General features: G+C 40.3%; 20 protein-coding genes. 18 read left to right on the top strand and 2 right to left on the bottom strand.

The features are described 5' to 3' along the window. The first annotated feature begins 3 nt into the window (after positions 1–3). The 12 genes from DBT_RS09305 (at position 4) to DBT_RS09250 (ending at position 10,833) form a co-directional block, all read left to right on the top strand. Positions 4–1,185: a glycosyltransferase gene (locus DBT_RS09305; RefSeq protein ID WP_067619630.1), complete on the top strand. Its 1,182-nt coding sequence runs from the start codon at positions 4–6 to the stop codon at positions 1,183–1,185. A 90-nt stretch (positions 1,186–1,275) separates the two neighbouring features. Next, a complete protein-coding gene (locus DBT_RS09300; protein WP_067619627.1) occupies positions 1,276–2,292 on the top strand; it encodes a lipid II:glycine glycyltransferase FemX in 1,017 nt (338 codons plus the stop codon). 30 nt (positions 2,293–2,322) lie between these two features. Then, a complete protein-coding gene (locus DBT_RS09295; RefSeq protein WP_067619624.1) occupies positions 2,323–3,087 on the top strand; it encodes a polysaccharide deacetylase family protein in 765 nt (254 codons plus the stop codon). Positions 3,088–3,127: 40 nt separating this feature from the next. Then, a complete protein-coding gene (locus tag DBT_RS09290; RefSeq protein WP_067619621.1) occupies positions 3,128–4,327 on the top strand; it encodes an aminotransferase class I/II-fold pyridoxal phosphate-dependent enzyme in 1,200 nt (399 codons plus the stop codon). 47 nt (positions 4,328–4,374) lie between these two features. Then, the gene (locus DBT_RS09285) at positions 4,375–5,541 is read left to right on the top strand and encodes a DegT/DnrJ/EryC1/StrS family aminotransferase (RefSeq protein ID WP_067619618.1); all 1,167 of its coding nucleotides are present in this window, start codon (positions 4,375–4,377) and stop codon (positions 5,539–5,541) included. After that, positions 5,538–6,140 (top strand): sugar transferase, encoded by a 603-nt coding sequence (locus DBT_RS09280; RefSeq protein WP_067619615.1) that lies wholly within the window; start codon positions 5,538–5,540, stop codon positions 6,138–6,140. Before DBT_RS09285 ends, DBT_RS09280 begins: the two co-directional genes overlap by 4 nt. A gap of 16 nt (positions 6,141–6,156) precedes the next feature. Next, positions 6,157–6,465 carry a polysaccharide biosynthesis C-terminal domain-containing protein gene (locus DBT_RS09275; RefSeq protein WP_161939955.1) on the top strand — a complete coding sequence of 103 codons (309 nt, stop codon included), beginning with the start codon at positions 6,157–6,159 and terminating at the stop codon, positions 6,463–6,465. Between the two features lie 264 nt (positions 6,466–6,729). Then, entirely contained in the window at positions 6,730–8,649 is a 1,920-nt protein-coding gene (locus DBT_RS09270; protein ID WP_067619609.1) for a polysaccharide biosynthesis protein, read from the top strand. Positions 8,650–8,790: 141 nt separating this feature from the next. After that, positions 8,791–9,663: a glucose-1-phosphate thymidylyltransferase RfbA gene (gene rfbA / locus DBT_RS09265; RefSeq protein WP_067619606.1), complete on the top strand. Its 873-nt coding sequence runs from the start codon at positions 8,791–8,793 to the stop codon at positions 9,661–9,663. Positions 9,664–9,958: 295 nt separating this feature from the next. After that, complete coding sequence (gene vapB / locus DBT_RS09260; protein ID WP_067619603.1) at positions 9,959–10,195, top strand: type II toxin-antitoxin system VapB family antitoxin; 237 nt, start codon at positions 9,959–9,961, stop codon at positions 10,193–10,195. Then, on the top strand, positions 10,195–10,593 hold the full coding sequence (gene vapC, locus DBT_RS09255) for a type II toxin-antitoxin system tRNA(fMet)-specific endonuclease VapC (protein ID WP_067619742.1): 399 nt from the start codon (positions 10,195–10,197) through the stop codon (positions 10,591–10,593). The genes vapB and vapC overlap by 1 nt, the downstream gene beginning before the upstream one ends. 24 nt (positions 10,594–10,617) lie before the next feature. Then, entirely contained in the window at positions 10,618–10,833 is a 216-nt protein-coding gene (locus DBT_RS09250) for a hypothetical protein (protein ID WP_067619600.1), read from the top strand. A 692-nt stretch (positions 10,834–11,525) separates the two neighbouring features. On the opposite strand, the gene DBT_RS09245 is transcribed toward DBT_RS09250, so the two are convergent. Then, positions 11,526–11,837 (bottom strand): hypothetical protein, encoded by a 312-nt coding sequence (locus DBT_RS09245; RefSeq protein ID WP_067619597.1) that lies wholly within the window; start codon positions 11,835–11,837, stop codon positions 11,526–11,528. A 15-nt stretch (positions 11,838–11,852) separates the two neighbouring features. Beyond that, positions 11,853–12,038 (bottom strand): hypothetical protein, encoded by a 186-nt coding sequence (locus tag DBT_RS11980; RefSeq protein WP_141674271.1) that lies wholly within the window; start codon positions 12,036–12,038, stop codon positions 11,853–11,855. A 65-nt stretch (positions 12,039–12,103) separates the two neighbouring features. On the opposite strand from DBT_RS11980, the gene DBT_RS09240 reads away from it, so the two are divergent. From DBT_RS09240 to DBT_RS09210, 6 genes are all read left to right on the top strand, one after another. Next, the gene (locus tag DBT_RS09240; protein WP_067619739.1) at positions 12,104–13,258 is read left to right on the top strand and encodes a GDP-L-fucose synthase family protein; all 1,155 of its coding nucleotides are present in this window, start codon (positions 12,104–12,106) and stop codon (positions 13,256–13,258) included. A 535-nt stretch (positions 13,259–13,793) separates the two neighbouring features. Further along, the gene (locus DBT_RS09230) at positions 13,794–15,812 is read left to right on the top strand and encodes an EAL domain-containing protein (RefSeq protein WP_067619590.1); all 2,019 of its coding nucleotides are present in this window, start codon (positions 13,794–13,796) and stop codon (positions 15,810–15,812) included. A gap of 150 nt (positions 15,813–15,962) precedes the next feature. Further along, positions 15,963–17,036 (top strand): two-component system sensor histidine kinase NtrB, encoded by a 1,074-nt coding sequence (locus DBT_RS09225; RefSeq protein WP_067619587.1) that lies wholly within the window; start codon positions 15,963–15,965, stop codon positions 17,034–17,036. A gap of 4 nt (positions 17,037–17,040) precedes the next feature. Next, positions 17,041–18,423, top strand: a complete 1,383-nt coding sequence (locus DBT_RS09220; protein WP_067619584.1) for a sigma-54-dependent transcriptional regulator — start codon at positions 17,041–17,043, stop codon at positions 18,421–18,423. 131 nt (positions 18,424–18,554) lie between these two features. Further along, positions 18,555–19,544 carry a glycosyltransferase family 2 protein gene (locus tag DBT_RS09215; RefSeq protein ID WP_067619581.1) on the top strand — a complete coding sequence of 330 codons (990 nt, stop codon included), beginning with the start codon at positions 18,555–18,557 and terminating at the stop codon, positions 19,542–19,544. Between the two features lie 230 nt (positions 19,545–19,774). After that, positions 19,775–21,520 (top strand): clostripain-related cysteine peptidase, encoded by a 1,746-nt coding sequence (locus DBT_RS09210; RefSeq protein ID WP_141674270.1) that lies wholly within the window; start codon positions 19,775–19,777, stop codon positions 21,518–21,520. Position 21,521: the final 1 nt, after the last annotated feature.

Genomic DNA, 21,521 nt, shown 5'->3' with positions numbered 1-21,521 from the left:
AGAATGGAATCTTTTCTCGTCGTAATTTATTGGATAATCGCCAGTCTTATAGTTTACACATGGTTTATTTTCCCACTTGGGCTTTTTTGCTTAAGCAAAATAGTTAGATTTTTTCAACCACGCAATTACATCATGAGGGAAACATGCCATAATTCAGTTTTAGAACTTCCGTCTGTTTCTGTCATTGTTGCTGCCTATAATGAAGAAAAGGTTATTGCTAGAAGAATTGAAAACCTTCTAGAACAGAATTATCCGAGTGGCAAGATCGAGATAATTATTGCCTCAGATGGCTCAAGTGATAAGACAGTAGAAATTGCGCAAAGGTACAAGAAAAAAGGGATTAAGCTGCTTGCTTTTAAGGAGAATAGAGGTAAGGCCTCCGTCCATAATGATTCCGTAGAAGTCGTGAAAGGAGAAATATTACTTTTTACTGATGCTGAAACAATATTTGAAAAGGATTTTATAAAAAATGGCATTAAGTGGTTTAAAAGTAATAGATATGGATGTGGAGCTGGAGAATTTACTTTTTATTATAAAGACGAAATTGGTAGGTCTGAAAACATTTATTGGATAATTGAAAAAAAGATGAGGTATTGGGAGTCATGTTTAGGTATCCTTCCTTTTGCCTCAGGGGGATGTTTTTTTATTAGACATGAACTTTATGAGAAAATTCCATCTCACAGTGATATAGATAATATATTGACTCTTTCGACTGTTGCTAAAGGATATAAGATTTTTTATGCACAAGACGCTAAGGCCTATGATTTTGCTATTCAAGGACCAAAAAATCATTTTAGGAAACGATTAAGGACCACATTGAGAAGTATGGGCGATATGTTTTCCTATTTGCCAGTGTTAATAAAAAAGAAAAAATGGATAACTATTTGGGTTCTTTTTTCTCATAGGATCTTTCGCTGGTTCACAGGTTTTTTCATGGGTTTACTATTGCTTATAAACTTAATACTAATAAAGTTTGGTATGTTATATAGTGTATTATTTTGTTTGCAATTTCTTTTTTATTTTTTTGTTATACTGGGTTACTATGGAGAAACTAAGAATAAACAACTGTTTGTTTATAAAATTGGGAAAATCGTTTATTCCTTCTTGCTTGCAAATCTGGCAAGTAGTTGCGCAATTATTAAATTATTAACGGGTAAACGTATTTTTGCATGGAAGAATTATTAGATTTTGTATTTAAAATTATATGTTTTTATAAAAGCACTATTTTTTTAGTATTAGTTTTAAAATAATATAATTCACTGGAAATCATCAACTATGTGTGTAGAAAATTTTATTGAGACAGAGGTCATTGATATAACTAACTATTATGATTACATAACATACCCAGACCTTTTTCTCCATTCATCCTGGTTAAAGGCAATTGAAGAAGGATTGGGATTTAAAAGTATTGGATTGTTGACAAAATTTGAAGAAATTCCTGTTTGTCTAAGTATATTTTTAACTGCTCAAAAAGCTGGAGCGTTTAGATTGGCAGGGGCTCCATTACCAGGATGTTTCACGCCTCATTTGGAACCTGTGTGGCTGAAAGAAGTAGATGATACCTTTAAAGTCAAGATTATTGAAATGCAGAATCGTTTTTTGATAAAAGATGGTTTTTCCTATATAGAGCGTAGATTTCGGGACGATTTATTAGTAAAAAAAATTGGTAATAAAAAAGGATATGAAATTAAATTTCCTGAGACGTTTATTTTAGAGATTAAAGATGATCTTGATACGATGTGGAAGACGATGGAAGGAAGAAGTAGGAATATGGTAAGAAAAGCGGAAAAAAAGGGAGTGAAATTGGTCAAAGGGGAGGGCAATGTATCTGAAATAGAGATGTTTTATGAAATGTTAAAAATAGTTTTTGCAAAATCCAATTCACTTCCGCCGCATCCTTTATCATTATACAAAAGTATAGTAAAAAATCTTATGCCAGAAAATAGGGTTTTAATTCTATCTTCTGTATTGAATGATGAAGTGATAGCTATGGGTTTTTTTATTTATGATGATTCGGAAATCCACTTTTTAAGTGGAGCATCCTTGCCAGAAGCATATAAAACAGGTGCTAATAATTTTATTCAGTGGAATGTGATAAAATTTGCCGTTAACCATGGCTTGAAATTATATGATTTGGGTGGGAAAGGTATTCCATCTATAGACAAATTTAAGGCTAGCTTTGGAGGTAAATCCCATAAGTATGGAAAAATAGTTTGGAGGTCCAAGAAGGCATTAATTGCTGAAAAGATTTATAGAAATATTCTTTCATTTAAGAGCAAATTAAAAGTATAGAAAAATTATACGAAATAATTAGAAGATCTTATGTTTATTTCCCTCTTATTTCATAGAATTGTTAATGATAAAAACTCAGAATTAATTGATGTAACAAAAGAGAGTTTTGAAAGATATCTAACTACTATAATTGACAAATCGCTCCCCTTAGAGACTATTTATAATTTATGTAAGAAATCAAAAAATACTTATTCAGCTAAATTTGTTTCTCTTACTTTTGATGATGGATGGGCGAGTGATTATAAGATAGTGTTTTCTATATTAAGTAAATATAGCGTTAAAGCAACTTTTTTTATTACTACAGGCTGGCTTGGAAAAAAAGGCTTTTTAACTGAATCCTGGTTGAAGGAGATGGCACAATATGGAATGGAAATTGGATCCCATACTGTTACACATAGGTATTTAACTAAGCTTTCTAATTTTGAGATATATAAAGAATTTTATGATTCAAAATGTAAGCTTGAAGATATATTGGGTAAAGAGATAATTAGTGTCTCCATTCCAGGTGGTGAGTATAATAAAAGAATTATAGATCTGGCTTTTGAAAGTGGTTACAAAATTATTGCTACTTCAAGACCAGGATGGAATAGGAATAATAAGGTAATTTCTCGAATATCAATTCATGCCAGAACTTCTTTAGAAGATTTTTCTGCAATAGTTAATTTCTCCTCATCATATAGAGTGAGGTTGCTCGTCCATTATCGATTAAGAAGTATTTTAAAAAAGGCATTGGGAATTGAACAATATAAAAAGATTAGGAAGTATTTGATTAAAGACTTTAGTTGTTGTCACTAATTGTTGAAAATTCGGTAGGTCTGCTAGTTAAGGTCAATTTATGACTATCAAATTTCAAAATACATACCAACGCGCGTTTAAATTGAAAATTGCTGAATACTTAGGTATAAATGCAAAAAATATCTTTCTCTTCTGGAAAGGCCGCGTTGCATTATATGCTATCTTAAAAGCTATAGGTATCAAAAAGGGAGATGAGGTCATCCTCCCTGCATTCACCTGTGTGGCTACAGTAAATCCAATAATTTATCTTTCTGCTAAACCTATTTATGTGGATATTGACCCCAAAACATATAATTTGGACCCGAATAAAATAGAGGAAAAAATAACCCCTAAAACAAAGGCTATTTTGGCACAAAATACCTTTGGGTTGTCGGCTGATTTGGAGCACATTCTTGAGATAGCAAAAAAATATGACCTTTTTGTTATAGAAGATTGTGCACATGGTTTTGGAGGTTTCTATAAAGGCAAGCCTAATGGCACAATAGCAGATGCGGCCTTTTTCTCAACTCAGTGGAATAAGCCATTTTCAACTGGTTTGGGGGGTATTGCTGTGACTAAAAGGAAGGAGTTGGCTGAGAAGCTGAATGTTTTGGAGAATGATTTTGCAGAGCCTTCCCTAAAGGATAAAATTACATTAAATTTTTTGATTTTTATTAAGAAACACTTCTTTAACACCAACACCTACTGGTTTGCTTTAAAAACCTATAGATGGTTGAGCAAGTATAATTTGATCTTGGGTTCTTCCCAAGGAGAAGAACTTGAAGCACCTGTTAAACCAGAAGATTTTGAGAAGGTTTTTTCTACAGTTCAAGCTAGAAAAGGTATAGAAGAATTAAAAAAAATTGGCGATCTTGTTTTCCACAGGAAAAATATAGCCGAACTGTACAAAGCTATTCTTAAAAAATTCGGGATTGAGCCACCTCACGAACCCATTTATGCAGAGCACACCTACCTAAAGTTTCCTCTTCTTGTTAAAAATAGATATTTTTTTTTTAAGAAGGCAGAGAAAGAAAAGATCGAACTTGGAGATTGGTTTATCTCCCCTATACATCCCATAACTGAAAATCTCCAATATTGGCATTACAAGTGGGGAGAGAATTTCATTGCAGAAAAAATTTCAGGGCATATCATTAACTTGCCTACCCATTCGCAAATTGATCAAAGTTATGTCCATAAAATTGAGGATTTTTTGAGAAGAAACCAGTCTAATATCTACAGCTCATATCGTGAACTTCTATAAAACACATAGCTTGATTTATTAAGGCAAAGATTATATGACAATACACCATGAGTAATTTCCTCCCTTTCGCACTCCCTTTAATCGGCCCAGACGAATTCGCTGAAGTTAGTGAAGTTCTACATTCTGGCTGGCTAACTACGGGACATAAGACGGCAGAATTCGAAAAGGATTTTGCAGCATTTGTTGTAGCCAAACATGCCTTGGCGGTTAACTCGGCCACGGCTGGTCTTCATCTTGCCCTGGAAGCCATTGGTGTAGGGCCAGGGGATAAAGTTGTTACCACACCGTACACTTTCACTGCTACTGCTGAGGTGATTCGGTATCTCGATGCTGAGCCGATTTTTGTAGATATAGAGGCGGGTACGTTTAACATAGATCCGACAGAGCTTGAGAAAGCATTAGTCTCTATAGACGGAATTAAGGCAGTAATTCCAGTTCATTTTGGTGGACAAGCCTGTGACATGGATCCCATATTGGAAATTTGCCGCCGAGTTGGAGTTGCTGTGGTGGAAGACGCTGCCCACGCGCTTCCCACTACCTATCGAGGAAAGATGGTAGGTTCACTTGGAGATCTAACTGTTTTTAGTTTTTACGTAACCAAACCAATCACCACAGGCGAAGGTGGAATGGTTGTTACGGATAATGAAGCCTATGCTGCAAGGATCAAGACCATGCGCCTTCATGGGATAAATAAAGACGTATTCGACCGTTATACAGCTAATAAACCTTCCTGGTACTATGAAGTAGTTGCGCCTGGCTATAAGTATAATATGACTGACATTGCCGCGGCCATTGGCATACATCAATTGAAAAAAGCCTATGATTTTCAAAGGCGCCGTCAATGGATTGCTGAACAATATTCTGCTGCTTTCAAGGGGCTGCCATTAAGGCCTCCAGTTGTAGCTAGGCCAGAAGACATTCATGCCTGGCATCTTTACGTCATCCAACTTGAATTGGAAAATCTTACCATATCCCGTGACCGCTTCATAGAGCTGATGGCTGAGGCTGGCATTGGCACAAGTGTCCACTTTATCCCGCTTCATTTACATCCATACTGGCGTGAGCGTTACAAATTAAAGCCTGATGATTTCCCTGTGGCCTATGATGTTTACCGGCGAGCAGTAAGCCTTCCAATTTATCCTAGGATGAGAGACTCAGATGTGGAGAGAGTGATAAATACGGTGAATGCAATTTTAACAAAATATTCGCTATGAGGTTTAAACGCTGTTTTGATTTATTTTTTACTGTTCCTGGATTTTTATTCCTCCTTCCATTCTTTGGGATTATTGCTTGTTGGATAAAATTGGACAGCCCAGGTCCGGTATTTTTTCGACAAAAACGTATTGGTCAGTACGGTAAACCTTTTAATGTCTTAAAATTCAGGACAATGGTGAAAGATGCTGAAAAAAAGGGAGCCAAAATTACGGTGAGCGGTGATGCTCGGATCACCAGGTGCGGTAGAATTCTCAGAAAATACAAACTCGACGAATTGCCGCAACTTATTAATGTTCTAAAGGGGGAGATGAGTCTGGTGGGGCCGCGACCGGAAGTGCCTGAGTATGTAGAGCATTATCCGGAAGAAATGAAGAAAATCGTCTTATCTGTTCCTCCTGGGATTACGGATTATGCTTCGTTGGAGTTTAGAAATGAAAATGATCTGCTCAAAGGAGCTTCTGATCTACAGGCTTTTTATATTAATGAAATTCTGCCCAAAAAGCTAGAATATTATGTTAGATATGTTGAGAATCGTTCTATAATAGTCGATTTCTCTTTAATTATCCGTACTATTTGGTCCATATTGAAAAAGACTTGATATCATTTTTATGGCGTTGAAACTAAAAGAGATATTTGACGAACGCGGTTTTTCTGTCTTTTTTGAAAAACTTTCTGTGAACAGGCTTCATGTTGTTAGCATGAATCCCGGTGCTAAAAGAGGAGATCATGTTCATGATGAAACTGAAATAATCTGCGTGTTGGGTGGAAGAGGTTTAGCAGAAATTACCCTGGAAACCTTGAGAAATAGGGAACAGTTTGTGGTGGAGGAGGATTATAAAGTTGTTGAAGTTCCCGGTGGAGTGAGGCATACAGTGAAAAATAAGGGCGATAGAGTTTTTTACCTCGTGTGTTTTACAATATGAAATTGGCCTTGAAAACGCTTCCTATTTAAGTATCGATAGCTGGCAAATTATTAGAAAATATTCCTATAAATTTTAGTTAAATTCGAAAAGAATACGGCGTTTAAAGCCACAAGAGTTTAATAGAATTTTATTAAATCTATTGTGTCGTCATTGGAGATGGGGATTTACTTTGTAGTACATCTTTTTCTCCCTTCCTTTTTATAGATTCCCAATCACGTGAACAACAAAACCTAGCTACAGTATTCCTTTATTTAAACAAAGATCATGCTTGAATTATTTAAAAGAGTTTTCAAACAGATTATTAACTATTCAACGTATAAGAAGCGGATAATTTTATTATTGTTGGATTTCATTTTGATAGATTTTTCTCTTTGGGGGGCAATTGCAATTCGTTTGGGGAGTCCATGGCCCCCTATGCTAAATGAATATTCATGGCTTTTTCTTTTGTTGCCAGTTTTATGTTTCCCAGCGTTTATGGTTATTGGTCTTTATTCTGCGGTCGTTCGTTACGCCAGTCTCGATACGATATGGGCAATTTTTAAGGCCACTTTTGTTGCTAGCCTAATTTTGTGCGGGTTGGTTTTGTTCAGAGGCTGGGGAGGTTTTCCGCGTACGGTACCTCTTTTATTTTTCACTCTTGCGCTTCCTTTACTATGCAGTACGCGTTTACTTATTCGTTATTGTTATTGTTCTGTTTGTAGGCCAAAATCCAATTCTGCTAAAAAAGTAGTCATTTATGGGGCTGGGTCATCAGGGGCGCAGATAAGCACCGCCTTCAATTTATCTAATGAATTCGTTCCAGTTGCCTTTATAGATGATAACCCAACATTACATGGTAGGCAGCTAAATGGCATTAAAATATTTAATCCCAATAAGCTTCCGGAATTGCTTCGTAAACATTCTCCTGAAATGGTCCTGCTTGCCATGCCCTCGGCTAGCAAAAGCAGAGTGAAGGAAATATTGAATTGGCTTGAACCTTTTCCTGTTGAAGTAAAGAGACTTCCATTCCTGGATAAATTGGTTTCGAATAAAGTTGGGATTGGTGATATTCAGGATGTAGCAATTGAAGATCTTTTGGGTCGAGATCCAATTCCTCCTAGGTTTGATCTATTACGTTCCTGCATATCCGGAAAATCAGTTATGGTTACTGGTGCAGGAGGCTCTATTGGGTCAGAACTATGTCGGCAGATTGTCCGTTTGGAACCAAAGCGACTTATTCTTTTTGAAAGATCAGAATATGCCCTTTATCACATTGATAGAGAGTTACAAAATAAATACAAAGGAAAGGTAGAAATAATACCCATTCTCGGCTCTGTGTGCAGAGAACAAAGGGTAGAAAAGGTACTCTCAGTTTTTGATGTGAATACGATTTATCATGCTGCTGCTTATAAACATGTGCCTCTTGTGGAATATAATCCAATAGAGGGAATTAGGAACAATGTTTTCGGCACCATGAAAACTGCACTTGCTGCTTTAAATTGTAATGTGGAGACATTCGTTTTGATATCAACAGATAAAGCAGTACGACCTACCAATATTATGGGGGCCAGCAAGCGAATGGCAGAGTTGGTGCTGCAGGGGTTGGCAGCCGATGGGAATGGAACCAAATTTACCATGGTACGTTTTGGAAATGTGCTTAACTCCTCAGGATCAGTAGTGCCTTTGTTTCGGCAGCAGATTTTGAAAGGTGGGCCTGTAACAGTAACTCATCCAGAAATTACTCGTTATTTTATGACCATTCCAGAGGCAGTGGAACTGGTGTTGCAAGCCAGCGCTATGGGAGAGGGGGGAGAGGTTTTTGTGCTCGACATGGGAGAGCCTGTAAAAATTTTAGACCTTGCTAAAAAGATGATTCGTCTAAGTGGCTTTACTGTTCGAGATGAAGACAATCCAGACGGAGATATTGAAATTGTATTTACAGGACTTCGTCCTGGCGAAAAATTATATGAAGAACTTTTAATTAGTGACAACGCCGTTGCTACTGAGCACCCCATGATAAAAAAAGCAGAGGAAAAATATTACCCATGGCCAGAACTAAAAAGACAGCTTGATTCCCTAGAAAAAGCCTGCAGTAATTTTGAGCTTGAAGCTGTAAGGAATTTAATGTTTGAGATCATAGACGGTTATAAACCTCAGTGCGATTTTGTAGACCCCGTTTGGCTGGCCTCAAACAAGAAACATTAAGTTTCAATCATTCCCATGAACATCCCAATCTGGAAAAAGAGAAAATTTTAGGTTCCAAATAAAGAGCATAGAACTTATTAAAAAATAGTATTCTATCGGAGTTAAGCCAGTTTAAAAGAGTACTTAAATTGAGGAAAGAAAATGAAAGCAATCATATTAGCAGGTGGCAATGGAACTAGATTATATCCAGTGACAATTCCAATTAATAAGCATTTTCTTCCTATTTATAATAAACCGATGATTTACTACCCTTTATCTCTAATAATGCTGCTTGGTATGAAGGATGTCATTTTTATTGTGAATCCTGGTGATTTGACGGATTTTAGAAAATTATTTGGTGATGGATCGCATTTAGGGATGAATATCCATTATCGAATTCAAGAAGAGCCAAACGGTCTGGCTGAAGGATTAGTATTGGCAGAAGATTTTGTAAGTGAAAATGGTATCTGTTACATGTTGGGTGACAATATTTTCTTTGGCCATGACTTGGTAAGACATATGGCAGATGCAAAAATAGAAATTGAAAAAAGAGGTGGGGCATATGTTTTTGGTTATTATGTAAAAGATCCTGAAAGGTTTGGGGTTGTTGAATTTGATGACAATGGAAATGTTTTATCTTTGGAAGAGAAACCAAAGAGACCAAAGTCGAACTATGCTGTTGTCGGTATGTATTTTTTTGATAATAAAGCCGTGCAGATAGCCAAAAAAGTAAAACCATCAGTTAGAGGAGAACTAGAGATAACATCTGTTATCGAAGAGTATTTAAAACAAGATAAATTGAAGGTTAAGCTTTTAGGAAGAGGTTTTGCTTGGTTTGATGCTGGAACTCATGATAGTTTCCTGGAGGCAGGAGAATTTGTGGCTACGATAGAGAATAAAACCGGACTCATGATTGGCTGTATTGAGGAAATAGCGTATAGAAATGGATGGATAGATAGAGAACAACTAAAAAGGCTTGCCACATCTCTGCAAAAGACCCAATATGGCAGATATTTATTAGAACTGGTCGAATAGAAAAGGCGATTTTATCGAAATCTGCCCCGCAAGATTCCTTCCTTCATGGAGGAGTTGTTGCGGGGCTTTTTTGTTGTTCAAGGTACGGGTGGAATCGTTTTTGCTGGTAGCTGGCTCTGTTCCTGTAAAAAAAGTAGTAAAAAAAGGGAGACAGGCGAAATATCCTGGGTAGCTTACTGACGTTTTGGGATACGTGATATAAATATTGGGATATACGCTTGACATATCCCCTTGTGAATTTTTATTTTCAAATCAGAAGTTAGAATCAATAATTCCATCCTCTGGAGAAAGTAAAATGCCAATAGTTGAGACAAAGATATTTAAAACAAATAGGAGCCAGGCTGTTCGCCTGCCTAAACTTGTGGCTTTTCCAGAAAGAGTAAAGTTAGTGGAAATTATTGCAGTGGGAAATAAAAGGATAATAGTCCCAAAGGGTCAGGCATGGGATGAATGGTTCGATGCGCCAGGTGTGTCTGAAGATTTTATGGAGCAGAGATCTCAGGAGGATGATCAGTCTAGGAATCCTTTATGATGCTGAAATATATGCTTGATACCAACATTGTTATTTACATAATGAAAAAACGTCCTGAAGGGGTCAGGACACGGCTCAAAAAACATCAAGGACAGATGTGCATTTCCTCTATAACTCTTGGTGAGTTGATATTCGGGGCAGAATATTCCAGCCAGGTTGAACGTAATCTTGTGGACATTGAGGGATTTATCTCGCTGGTCGATGTGTTAGATTTTGATGAGAAAGCCGCCTGGCATTTTGGACGCATTCGTGCCGAACTCTATAAAAAAGGGCAACCGATTGGTCCATATGACATGATGATAGCAGGGCATGCGCGTGCAAATGGCCTTATTCTTGTGACCAATAATGTAAAAGAGTTTGAGAGAGTGGAGGGACTATCAGTTGAAAATTGGGTTTAGCCTCTGAGGGCAGAGATAGCGAATTTGCCAGAGGAATCAGAGTTTACCTCCATTCATGAACGCTTGCAGGCAAGGCAGATGGGAGAAGAGCCTTCGAAGAGGCTTATGCCGTTTTCAGGGGAAGGAGGAGGGGAATTTGGTCACCTGGTGGGTAACACAAGCAGGCTTAGATTCAGGTGCTCAAGCCATGGGATTAGGTATGTGAAGGGGATGAGGGCTGCCAAAAGGGCATTGGGATAGGAACCGAATGTTACAGGGGATCATGATCCCAGATTATGCACTTCTAATGCCTGAGAAAAGGATTTTATCAAAATAATTAAATGGTTATCCCCATCTTTTTGGATAAATACTTTCACCCAAAAGGTGCACCTTTTTTAGTTGTTAAATCTCAGGCACTTGAACCCACAAGGGGCTCGCAATTGTACCGAATCTGCTTTGTTGTCGGGCACTTGAAGTACTAAAGTACTTCTCGCCTGCCCTCCGCCTTGCATCTTCGGCAAGGCTTTCGAGCTGCATAATCTAGCATTATGCCCAAGTCTTGGACTGCCTTCATCCAACCAGACCAGGACATGGGTATCTAGTAGAAGCATCATTTGACATCCCAGTGCATATCCAGGGGCTCAATAAGATTATCCTTGCTTTTAATTCTATACTTATGCATACTCAAAAAGAGTTTTTGCCGTCCTCAGACATAATTATGATCGTTGCCAATGAATTTTCCCCCTGGTGTTACGAGCAAGTAAACTATCCTTTGAATTAATACATTCTAATACCTTCATAAGTAAAGCCACTTAAATCATGCCAAGAAAGAAAATAAGAGAAAATAAGGGACAGGCGACTGAGTAGAAGCCTCGGTAGTCTCCACGCTTAATAGGCGGAGTCATGGTCGGGATGTAAAGTCAAAAAACGTATCCAATCACCATCTCTATAAACTACAGCACGCATTTTTTTTGTGATTCTGATAGAATATAAGGGTTTTGAGTGAGGTCCTTGTATTGATAGTATCCTTTCCCAACGCAATCCTCATTAGTTTCTGCCGGGGGATTATCTTCTGCCCATTTTATTGCCCTGTTCAATTTTGACGGCATATCCCCTTTATATAACCATGCCTCAGAATCGGGAACAAACCGTCCAGTTTTTATTAGCCAGACACCGTGTTCAATTTCTTCTACGATGACCTGCCTGCCAGAGTATTTTTTGCCTAAAGTGATCTGACCACTATTGCCTATTGTTTTTATTTGCATATCATCCCCCACAAATCATGGAATCATGCCCTTTATACTAATGTCTGCAAAATAGGGGGTGTAAAGAAAATAGACTGTAGGCAATTCTTTTGAGGACCTTACCAACGACTTTGACGGAGTCCTGTGCTCGTAACAGGTATTGGTTGCGTTGTCCCAGAGTTGAAGTATCTTAGTAGCAAGTCGCCAATTTTTTCCTTGCATTTTCGAAAAACTTGCGAGCAGAACGATCTATGAAATGGATTTTTAAAAGGGGGGTTCATCTTTTTATGAACGCAGACAGTAAGATTTTGGTGGCCGGTGCAAGCGGTCTAGTTGGAAGCGCCATAGTAAGAAAACTTTTGGAAAAAGGGTATAAAAACGTAATTGGTACAGTCTATTCAAAATCGCCTTCTGAGCACAATTTACCGTCTATTGAATATCATAGGGTTGATCTGACAGATCACCAGGAGGTCGCTGACTTCCTGAAGAAGATAAAACCAGAATACGTCTTTTTGGCAGCTGCAAAGGTCGGGGGAATTCTGGCAAACAACGTCTATAGAGCGGAATTTATTTATAGAAATCTACAGATTCAAAACAATGTTATACATCAAAGCTATGTAAACGATGTGAAAAAACTCCTTTTTCTTGGAAGCACATGTATTTATCCCAGGTATTGTCCACAGCCTATTAAGGAAGAATATCTTCTCACTGCACCACTTGAGTACACGAATGAACCTTATGCCATTGCAAAAATTGCAGGAATAAAAATGTGCGAAAGTTATAATCTCCAATATGGGACAAATTTTATTTCTGTCATGCCAACTAATCTCTATGGCTATAATGACAATTTTGACCTGGAAAAGTCCCATGTACTGCCAGCACTAATCAGGAAAATGCATCTTGCAAAGGCCCTAGAAGACGATGATTGGGATACAATAAGAAGTGACCTGAATAGGTTACCTATAGAGGGCATTACCGGCAATGATTCCAAGGAGGTGATTTTAAATATCCTTGAAAGGCATGGGATAGAAGACACGAGAGTAGAGGTGTGGGGCACTGGTAATCCAAAACGGGAATTTTTGTGGTCAGAGGACATGGCTGACGCATGTGTTTTCCTGATGGAAGAGATAGATTTTCAGGACATAGTCAAGTTTATCTGGCCAGAAGTCGACTCCCTAAAAGCCATGGGGGAGATGGAGATCAGAAATACGCATTTAAATATCGGCACTGGGGAAGATTTATCAATAAAAGAGCTAGCTTATTTGATCAAAGAAATTGTTGGATTTAGAGGAGATGTCTATTTTAATTTCTCAAAACCAGATGGAACCCCGCGCAAGGTCACTGATGTAACAAGACTGCATTCCCTTGGATGGAGGCATAAAGTTTCATTAGAAGAAGGGATACGAAGATTGTATTCATGGTATAAAGGGGATAGGCCTTGAGCCAGCGCTCTCTGGATTTTGGCACGTTTAAATGTATTGTAAAAAATGCCCCGCTCGTCTCAATTGATTTGATTGTCAGGAGATCTGATAGGGTTTTAGTAGGGCGGATGTACACCCTTATACAAAGAATTATTTTCACAATTCGATTGGTTGATCTTTCCCAACATTCCACTCACAAAATCTAACCTACCAGCTTAAACCAGCCCAATTTAACTTTCTCTTTTCTCTTAACGAGATTCCATTTTTTTCATTGTAGTCCTTGCACGAAATATGTGTAGGCTCTGAGTCTTTCTATTTGATATTTTCGTGTCTGGTCGAAAAAGTGAAACTCGCCACAGTTAGAGAAGCAAAATTTTTTAGAATTGGTAAATGATTATTTAAAAAAATAAAACTAAGTTGTTTACAACTCTTTTATAGAGGACAATAGCATAGTATAAACTAGATTGAGATGTGACGGCGATTAGGATGTTACTACAGAGTTGAGCGGGTTTGTGCGAGGATACAAGTGATTTGAAAGGGGTAGCAATAGAATAAAATGTCGGAACATATAAAAGATATACTGAATGATGTCTTCGAACGATTTTACATCACTATACTTAAGGACCTTTATGCTTCCAGTTTTCTCAGGTCTTATACCATGATTGCAAGGCTTGTTTCCCGTCAGGCAGATTTTCTGGGGCGTGCTCTTGCTAGTAATGTGGACAAGGAAGAGATCTTTGGACACTATTTGGCCACGGCTAAGGTCCACTGGAATTTGCGCATCCACGAAAAGGCCATTTTTGACATGATCGAGTTTCTGCACGAGGAGCTTTGGAACATAAGAGAGAAACTTCCTCCGAGTGCCAGAGAGCGTATCCCAGAGGTTATTGGCATTATTAGAGAAGCTTATGCAGAGGCCTATATCCAGGGCATCCTAGAGGACGCACTTACAGTTTTGGGTAGTGGCAGTGGATTTTTCACAGACGACCATGTCCTATGGCTTGAAGATTTTTATCGGTCTCTGTTTGAGAATGAATCGCCGCCGGAATTCAATCCTCAGAGATGTAAGTTGGGAAGGTGGCTAAACAGCCTTACTTTTGAGGTCATGTGTTATCGGGCCTCTGACTTAAGAATCAAGATCCTCTCAACCCACAAAGACCTTCACGAGGCTGCCAAGCTGGCCTATACCTTTTACCTCAATGGGAACAAAGAAAAGGCCCTTCCACTGGTACGGATGATATGTGAGAACCTATTTTTGCTCAGTAGTTTCTTAGGCGAACTCATCTTCCGATGGGAAAGCTCGAAGGTGAAAATCCTCCTGGATTACATAAAAGAGGAGTCTTTGCGGGGAGGACTGTTTGTAATTACTCTGAATCGTGCGATCCTACAACTGAGAAAGAGTCATGAAGAAGTTTCCAATCTGAAATTGGAATTGTCTCATAGTACCAGGGAAAATTTTGGTAATAGTGAAGGCGTCTGTCTGGTGGAAACAGATGGCAATCTATATCTTCTGGTGGATACCAGCAGGTTTCCTTTTTCCAGGATCCGTTCCTGGTTGGAGGAGACGGCACAGGCCCTAGCCAAGAAGTTCGCTGAAAGGATCAAAAATCCAGTCCTTAGCGTGGGCCTTATTGATCCAGAGATGTTGAAAAGTTATTCAGTAGAGGAGATTCAGGAACTCCTTCGCCTTGCTGAGGAACATCTGGCTATAGTGGATGAGCCAAAGCCACTTCTGGTGAAGGACCTTACTCCTCACCTTGAGGAATTTTTCGTGCGGGTACACCGCTACCTCAAGATCAAAAGGCTTGTGCAGGAGGCCTTGGAGGCACAGGAGGTCATTCTCTATCTCCAACCCCTTCATGTGCTCAGCTCTGGCAAGGCCTCTGGCTGGTTTGAGTGCCTGGTGCGTCTTAAGGACGAGAAGGATCAAATCATTTCCGCTGGAGAGTTCATTCCTATTGTGGCCCGCGAAAACCTGCAGGAACCTTTTGATCTCGTTGTGCTCAAAACTCTCCTTTCCCGCTTGAGAGATCTAGCGAAATTCGCAAAAAAGATCTTCATAAACCTATATCCTCGCTCCTTTAGTTCTGAGGATGTATTGGAGGCGCTCAGGGAACTTGCCCTTCGGGCCAAGGAATTGAATATGGGGTTAGTAGTGGAAGTGACTGAGTACGAGGAACTGTCAAAGCCCGATTTTGTGAAGAAGCTTAAATCAAATAACATGGAGTTTGCAGTGGATGATTTTGGCTCGGGCTATGCCAATTTTGAACTTATTGGTCGTCTAACCGAAGAAAAGGTCGTTTCTTTTGTAAAGATAGATGGCTCTCTGGTAAAAAGAGCAATCAGTTCTGAGTCCATTCGTTCAGTCCTTGACTCGGTGGTGCTTCTGGCCCTGGATCTAGGGCTGGGAGTTGTTTATGAATTCGTGGAAAATCAGGAGCTTATCAGCCTTCTTAGGAGCATTCCAGAACGCTTGAGAGCAAAGACCCCTCAAAATAGAAAAGGAGAGGATTTCCTGGGCCAGGGTTATTACTATTCCAGACCTGCTCCGCTTGAGTTCTGGCTGAAAAAATAGGAAGAAGGAAGAAGGTAGAAGGAAGAAGCAAGGCTTGCCTGTACAAAAGTCAGAGGCGTACCTTCTATCTTTCTTCAGGTCCTCCCTCTGTATTGAAGTGCATAATCCGGGATAATTGACTTATAAAATGATAACAGATAATTTGAATATATGATCGAGAGTAAGGATTTTCTTTCGGACGACATCTTCGAGAGTTGGAAAAGGATCAACCAGCCAGGGGTTATACACGACGGAGATCGTGTAATACTCGCAAATGAGGACTTTTTGAACCTCTTTGGATACTCAAGGCCAGATGATGTGGTAGGACGCTCCATGGGAGATTTCATATCTCCGTGGCCCTCAGGTTCTGTCAGACTTGGAAGGAGAGAGTACCTAGGGAGGCGATCCGACGGCACCCGCATGGAGTTAGAGGTGATCTGTCTCCCAGTAGCGGCCTGTGAGGGAATCCTGTATCAGACTCTTATAAAAGATCTTTCGAGTGAAAAAAATTGGGAAATAAAGCTCATTGAATCAGAGCGTCTTACGGCCATGGGTAAGATAGCAGGAGAAATAGCCCATGAGATCAATAATCCACTGGGTGGTATCTTGCTCTATGCAAACCTATTGAAGGAAGACATAAAAGATGGTAGCTCAGCGCGTGAGAACCTGGATAAGATCATAAGGCTTGCTACCCGTTGTAGGATAATAGTGAAGGCCTTATTGAATTTTGGAAGATCTTCGTCAAAGGCCTATTCACCGGTGGATCTAAATGAAGTGATCCGTGAGATGTATTCAATGATAGAAGATCACAGGATGTTTAGAGAGATCAACGTGGTGTTCAACCTCTCTAATGAACTTCCACATTTTATGGGAGATAAGGGGCAAATTGAGCAGATAGTCCTGAATCTTTTGATAAATGCCGCTGAGGCCATAGAGGGGCCAGGCACCATTTTAGTTTCAACAGAGTATAAAGAGGGGCCTTTCAGTTTGGGAGACAGGCGCAGTTTTATCAGATTTACAGTTGAGGATACAGGGCATGGGATACCTGAAGATTTGAAGAATAAGATATTTGAACCGTTTTTTACCACGAAACAGAGAGGAAAAGGGACTGGCCTTGGATTATCCATTACCAGGGGTATAGTTCAGAGGCACGGCGGAAAGATTTCTTGTGAAAGCCAAGAGGGAAGAGGAACCAAGTTTACCATTGAAATCCCGGTAAATTTATCAAAGACAGGAAGCGTGTAGAGGTATGCCAGCACAGAGAATCCTTATTGTTGACGATGATCCTGCCATTAGGGACGGGTGCGCTCAGGTGTTGCGTAGACGTGGTTATGAGTGCATGGAGGCAGAGACCGGTAAAGAGGCGCTTAAGCTCTTGGATGAGTCGGATTTTGACATTGTATTGGTGGACCTCAAGATGCCGGATATAAACGGACTCGACCTGATCTCCAATATTAGGCAAAGGGACACCCTGATCCCCATTGTCATGATCACTGCATACGGAACCATCCAGAATGCAGTGGAGGCCATGCGGCTGGGTGCAAACGATTTTCTGCCCAAGCCCTTTGATCCAGAAGAGCTATTAATGGTGGTTCAGAGGACACTGAAAACAAAGATGCTCGCCCTTGAAAACCTGTATCTACGTGAGGAACTGCGGAAAAAAGAGGGTGAGGTGAGGATTGTAGGTGATAGCAATGCCCTACTGGATCTTCTGGCACGAGCCAGACGTGTGGCCCAAACAGACAGCACTGTGCTCATAACTGGGGAGAGTGGAACTGGTAAGGGGCTTTTGGCAAGGTATATCCACGAGCAGAGCCCTAGAAAAGATGCGCCCTTTATTTCGGTAGACTGTTCAACCCTTGTTCCATCTCTGTTTGAAAGCGAACTCTTTGGTCATGTGAAAGGGGCCTTTACAGGGGCTACAGAGAATAAACTTGGAAAATTTGAATTGGCCAATGGAGGGACGGTTTTTTTAGACGAGATCGCAAACATAAACCTTGATCTCCAGGCAAAACTCTTAAAGGTCGTAGAGGAAAAGGAGATCACAAGGGTTGGTAGCCATAGGATTACAAAGGTAGATGTGCGTATTATTGCCGCTACCAACAAAGATCTGAGGCAGGCAGTGGAGGAAGGGCGCTTTAGAGAGGATCTGTTCTTTAGATTGAACGTGGTGGCCTTCAAGACACCTCCTCTCAGGGATAGGAAAGAGGACATTCCCTTGTTGGTAGACTATTTTTTGAAACGTTTTTCCCTCAAACACGGAAGACCCGGACTCACCATCGCCAAGGATGCCCTGGATATACTCAAGGGCTATCATTGGCCTGGGAATGTCAGGGAACTTGAAAATTATGTGGAACGCCTGGTGATATTCACAACCTCTGGAGAGATTTCAGTGGACGACATAGAGCTCTCTGGTTTACCCATGGGGCGTCAGACAAAGATTGGCGGAAAAGAAAAGCCTGTTCATATGGAAGATGACCTCTTGAAGGGAGTTGTATCGCTGGATGAACTAGAGCGCCGTTACGTGGTAAAGGTCCTCGAGTCTGTGGGAGGCAACAAGACCATGGCAGCTCAGTTACTTGGGATCGATAGAAAGACCCTGAGACTAAAGTTGAAAAGATGGGGGGTATAGAAGTGTTGAGTTTTGAGTGTTGAGTTTTGAGTTGAAGGAATGGAGCTTTGGAAGTGTTGAGTTTTGAGTGTTGAGTTGAAGGAAAAATATGGCCTTTTTATACGACGTTGACGGAAATCTGAGGTGAGTCCTTGGACACTGCTGGCTTCGATGTAATAATTGTAAACTATAAGGCCTATGAAAGTCTCTATAGGGCGCTAGAGTCCCTACTAAGGCATGAGCAAAATCTAATCAAGAATATCTTTGTCATAGATAATGAAGCAGATTCGCAGTCAATATCCGCCCTTATGGAGCGTTTGCCACAAGAGGCAAGGGCTCACTCTAAAATTCACTTCTTGCCCCAGCAAGAAAACCTTGGTTTTTCCAAGGCAGTCAATTTGGGGATAAGCCATTCAAGTTCAGAGTTCTTAATGCTTCTAAATCCAGACGCATATGTAAAGAATCCCTTTTTAAAGGACGCAGCCTCTATTTTTGATCGATATCCTGATGTGGCAGTAATAGGTCCACGCATTCTAGATGAAAACGGTGCGCTTCAGGGCTCTGCTAGATGGGACCCCAGGCTCATTACAGCCTTTTTTGGGAGGACTGGCCCCCTTACAAAACTCTTTCCCAGAAGTCGTTTTGTGAAGAAAGATGTAATACTTGATCCTCAAGAGTTCCATTCCTTCAACTCAAAACTCAAAACTCAAAATTCAAAACTTCCAAAGCTCCATTCCTTCAACTCAAAACTCAAAACTCAAAACTCAACACTTCCAAATAAGGAACCTGTGATAGTCGATTGGGTATCTGGGGCATGTATGCTCATAAGGAGCCAGGCCATTAAAGAGGTCGGGCCAATGGATGAGCGTTTTTTTATTTACTGGGAAGACTGCGACTGGTGTAAAAGGTTTAGAAACAGTGGGTGGAGGGTCGTATATGTCCCGAGTCTAGGGGATGTGGTGCATGAGGTCGGTGGTTCTAGTACAAAGAGGCCCCTTTTTTCCATGTACCACTTTCACAGAAGTGCTTTTTTATTGTACGCCAAGTACGATACTTCTGTCATGAAGATTGGGACGGCGACGGCATTTTTAGGGGGAATATTGAGATTTTTTGTGATGTCTTTTGTAAGAGGCCTCAAGTAGTGAATCGAACTCAAAACTCAACACTTCTAAAGTTTTTTTCCTTCAACTCAAAACTCAAAACTCAACACTTCCAAAGCTCTTTTCCTTCAACTCAAAACTCAAAACTCAAAACCCAAAACTTCTATTGCTCCCGCTGCTTGCTGGGCTTTGTAATAGTTTTGTTTTCCTGTTTCAGTCTCTTTTCCACTAGCGTCTTTGCAAAGGATGCCTCGTGGACTGTGTTGGTTTACATGGCTGGGCAGAATAATCTGTCTGCAGCCTGTGTAGACGACGTCCTTGAAATGTTGGAAGTGGGCTCCACAGACCAGGTGAACATCTTGGTCCAGGCGGATGTGAGCTCCATATATACCCCTGAAATCTCAGACAACGTCACATACAGGTTTAAAGTGTTAAATCATGACGTCCAGCTATACCCTATGGAACGAAATCAGGACATGGCAGACCCAGCTACCCTCACCGAGTTCATTAGATGGGGGGTGTCCGCATTTCCTGCACAAAGATATGCCCTGATCCTATGGGATCATGGACTGGGGTGGCTAGGTGGTTTTGAAGGTAGCAGAAATGGTCGTGGAATTTTGCAAGACGATGGTTCCCATAGCTTTATGTCATTGGAGGAGTTGAGGAGAGCGCTTGAGGAGGCTGGAATTCATTTTGATCTCTTGGAATTTGACGCATGCCTCATGGGGCAGATCGAGGTCTTGGGTTATGTATATGAGTTTGCCGACTACATAACATTTTCTGAAAATACAGAGCCAGGAGATGGTAACCCCTACGACGTGATATTCTATGCCTTGGTTCACGATCCTGAAATGGGAGGAGAGGCCCTTGGAAGGCTTATCGTAGATGCTTTTGTGGATTATTACTCCAGACCCCCAAATAATCTCGCGAGTGTAACAAAGAGTCTTGTGCGAACCGAAGGAGTAGCTCAACTATTGGTGCTGGTTGATCGTTTTGGAGGGGCCTTGAAGAAAAATATGGCGAACTACATCGATGCCATTTATGAGGCAAGGACTAGGGCTCAGAGCTTTCCTGCAATGCCAGGAGCATGTGATTGCATTGATTTCATAGAAAAACTCAGATTGAACGGGGTTAGCTTCAAAGAGGCAAATGAACTGTCTGACTGGCTAAGAGAACAAGTAATCGTAAAAGAACGTCACTATAGCTCAGCTTATTCATTTGGTACAGGGGTTGGCGCTGAAAGTGTGGAAGGTTCCAGGGGAATAGCCATAAATATACCTCTTCCAGGAGATCTCCTTAGTGAAGAGAGGGCCCAGTACGCACAAATCTCATTGGAGCTGGGACTCAGTCAGTGGAATGATTTTGTGGAGGCCTTTTTACATGAAACCGAAGGTATCAGTCCCCAGACTGCCAAAGGTGGGTTTGTCATACAGGCCTACTGGACAGATGTATTTGGCAACCCATCTGGAGCTGATCTCGATCTATACATTGTTGAACCTCAAGACGTATTCGCCCCCTGGATGGGACAGACAACTCCAAATGGATTTTTTAGCCCTGATTCAAAGGATTCTGGAAAAAACTACGAAATCTATATTGCAAGGGATGAGATCTCAAAGGGTATCTACATCCCTGTAATCAATTTTTACGATTCTTGGATGAGCCTTTACCAAGGGGCATTTTGTTATTTGCTATATTTCCCTAAAGACTCTCTTACGAGTCCAGTGATTTTTGGCCCACAGGCCATGGGACTCTGGAACCCTGCTCCAACCTACTGGGATGATCACGTCATTTATCTATTGAGTATAAATTTTTACTCAGATTGGTGGATACCTACGTCCTTTGAACAAAAACTGAGTCGTGCTCCAATTGAATACCAAAGGGCCTTTTGGATGCGAGTCAGGGAATTGAAAGAAAAGGCAATTGCCCAAAGGCATGGCAATTACCAGTGTATAGAAAAAAGCGCATTCAGAAACAGCCACTTAACGAGTGCAAAAAATGGCTATCCAGGATTTAGGTAGT

Source organism: Dissulfuribacter thermophilus, assembly GCF_001687335.1.
Taxonomy (GTDB): Bacteria; Desulfobacterota; Dissulfuribacteria; order Dissulfuribacterales; family Dissulfuribacteraceae; genus Dissulfuribacter; species Dissulfuribacter thermophilus.
Note: the sequence above shows the minus strand (reverse complement) of the source record. Positions and strands in the feature narration are given on the sequence as shown.

Bases quoted from the DNA above. Each gene is read 5' to 3' on its own strand.
- DBT_RS09305 (WP_067619630.1), top strand. From the start codon at position 4: ATGGAATCTTTTCTCGTCGTAATTTATTGGATAATCGCCAGTCTTATA.
- DBT_RS09300 (WP_067619627.1), top strand. From the start codon at position 1,276: ATGTGTGTAGAAAATTTTATTGAGACAGAGGTCATTGATATAACTAAC.
- DBT_RS09295 (WP_067619624.1), top strand. From the start codon at position 2,323: ATGTTTATTTCCCTCTTATTTCATAGAATTGTTAATGATAAAAACTCA.
- DBT_RS09290 (WP_067619621.1), top strand. From the start codon at position 3,128: ATGACTATCAAATTTCAAAATACATACCAACGCGCGTTTAAATTGAAA.
- DBT_RS09285 (WP_067619618.1), top strand. From the start codon at position 4,375: ATGAGTAATTTCCTCCCTTTCGCACTCCCTTTAATCGGCCCAGACGAA.
- DBT_RS09280 (WP_067619615.1), top strand. From the start codon at position 5,538: ATGAGGTTTAAACGCTGTTTTGATTTATTTTTTACTGTTCCTGGATTT.
- DBT_RS09270 (WP_067619609.1), top strand. From the start codon at position 6,730: ATGCTTGAATTATTTAAAAGAGTTTTCAAACAGATTATTAACTATTCA.
- rfbA (WP_067619606.1), top strand. From the start codon at position 8,791: ATGAAAGCAATCATATTAGCAGGTGGCAATGGAACTAGATTATATCCA.
- vapB (WP_067619603.1), top strand. From the start codon at position 9,959: ATGCCAATAGTTGAGACAAAGATATTTAAAACAAATAGGAGCCAGGCT.
- vapC (WP_067619742.1), top strand. From the start codon at position 10,195: ATGCTGAAATATATGCTTGATACCAACATTGTTATTTACATAATGAAA.
- DBT_RS09245 (WP_067619597.1), bottom strand. From the start codon at position 11,837: ATGCAAATAAAAACAATAGGCAATAGTGGTCAGATCACTTTAGGCAAA.
- DBT_RS11980 (WP_141674271.1), bottom strand. From the start codon at position 12,038: ATGCAAGGAAAAAATTGGCGACTTGCTACTAAGATACTTCAACTCTGG.
- DBT_RS09240 (WP_067619739.1), top strand. From the start codon at position 12,104: ATGAACGCAGACAGTAAGATTTTGGTGGCCGGTGCAAGCGGTCTAGTT.
- DBT_RS09230 (WP_067619590.1), top strand. From the start codon at position 13,794: ATGTCGGAACATATAAAAGATATACTGAATGATGTCTTCGAACGATTT.
- DBT_RS09225 (WP_067619587.1), top strand. From the start codon at position 15,963: ATGATCGAGAGTAAGGATTTTCTTTCGGACGACATCTTCGAGAGTTGG.
- DBT_RS09220 (WP_067619584.1), top strand. From the start codon at position 17,041: ATGCCAGCACAGAGAATCCTTATTGTTGACGATGATCCTGCCATTAGG.
- DBT_RS09210 (WP_141674270.1), top strand. From the start codon at position 19,775: ATGGCTGGGCAGAATAATCTGTCTGCAGCCTGTGTAGACGACGTCCTT.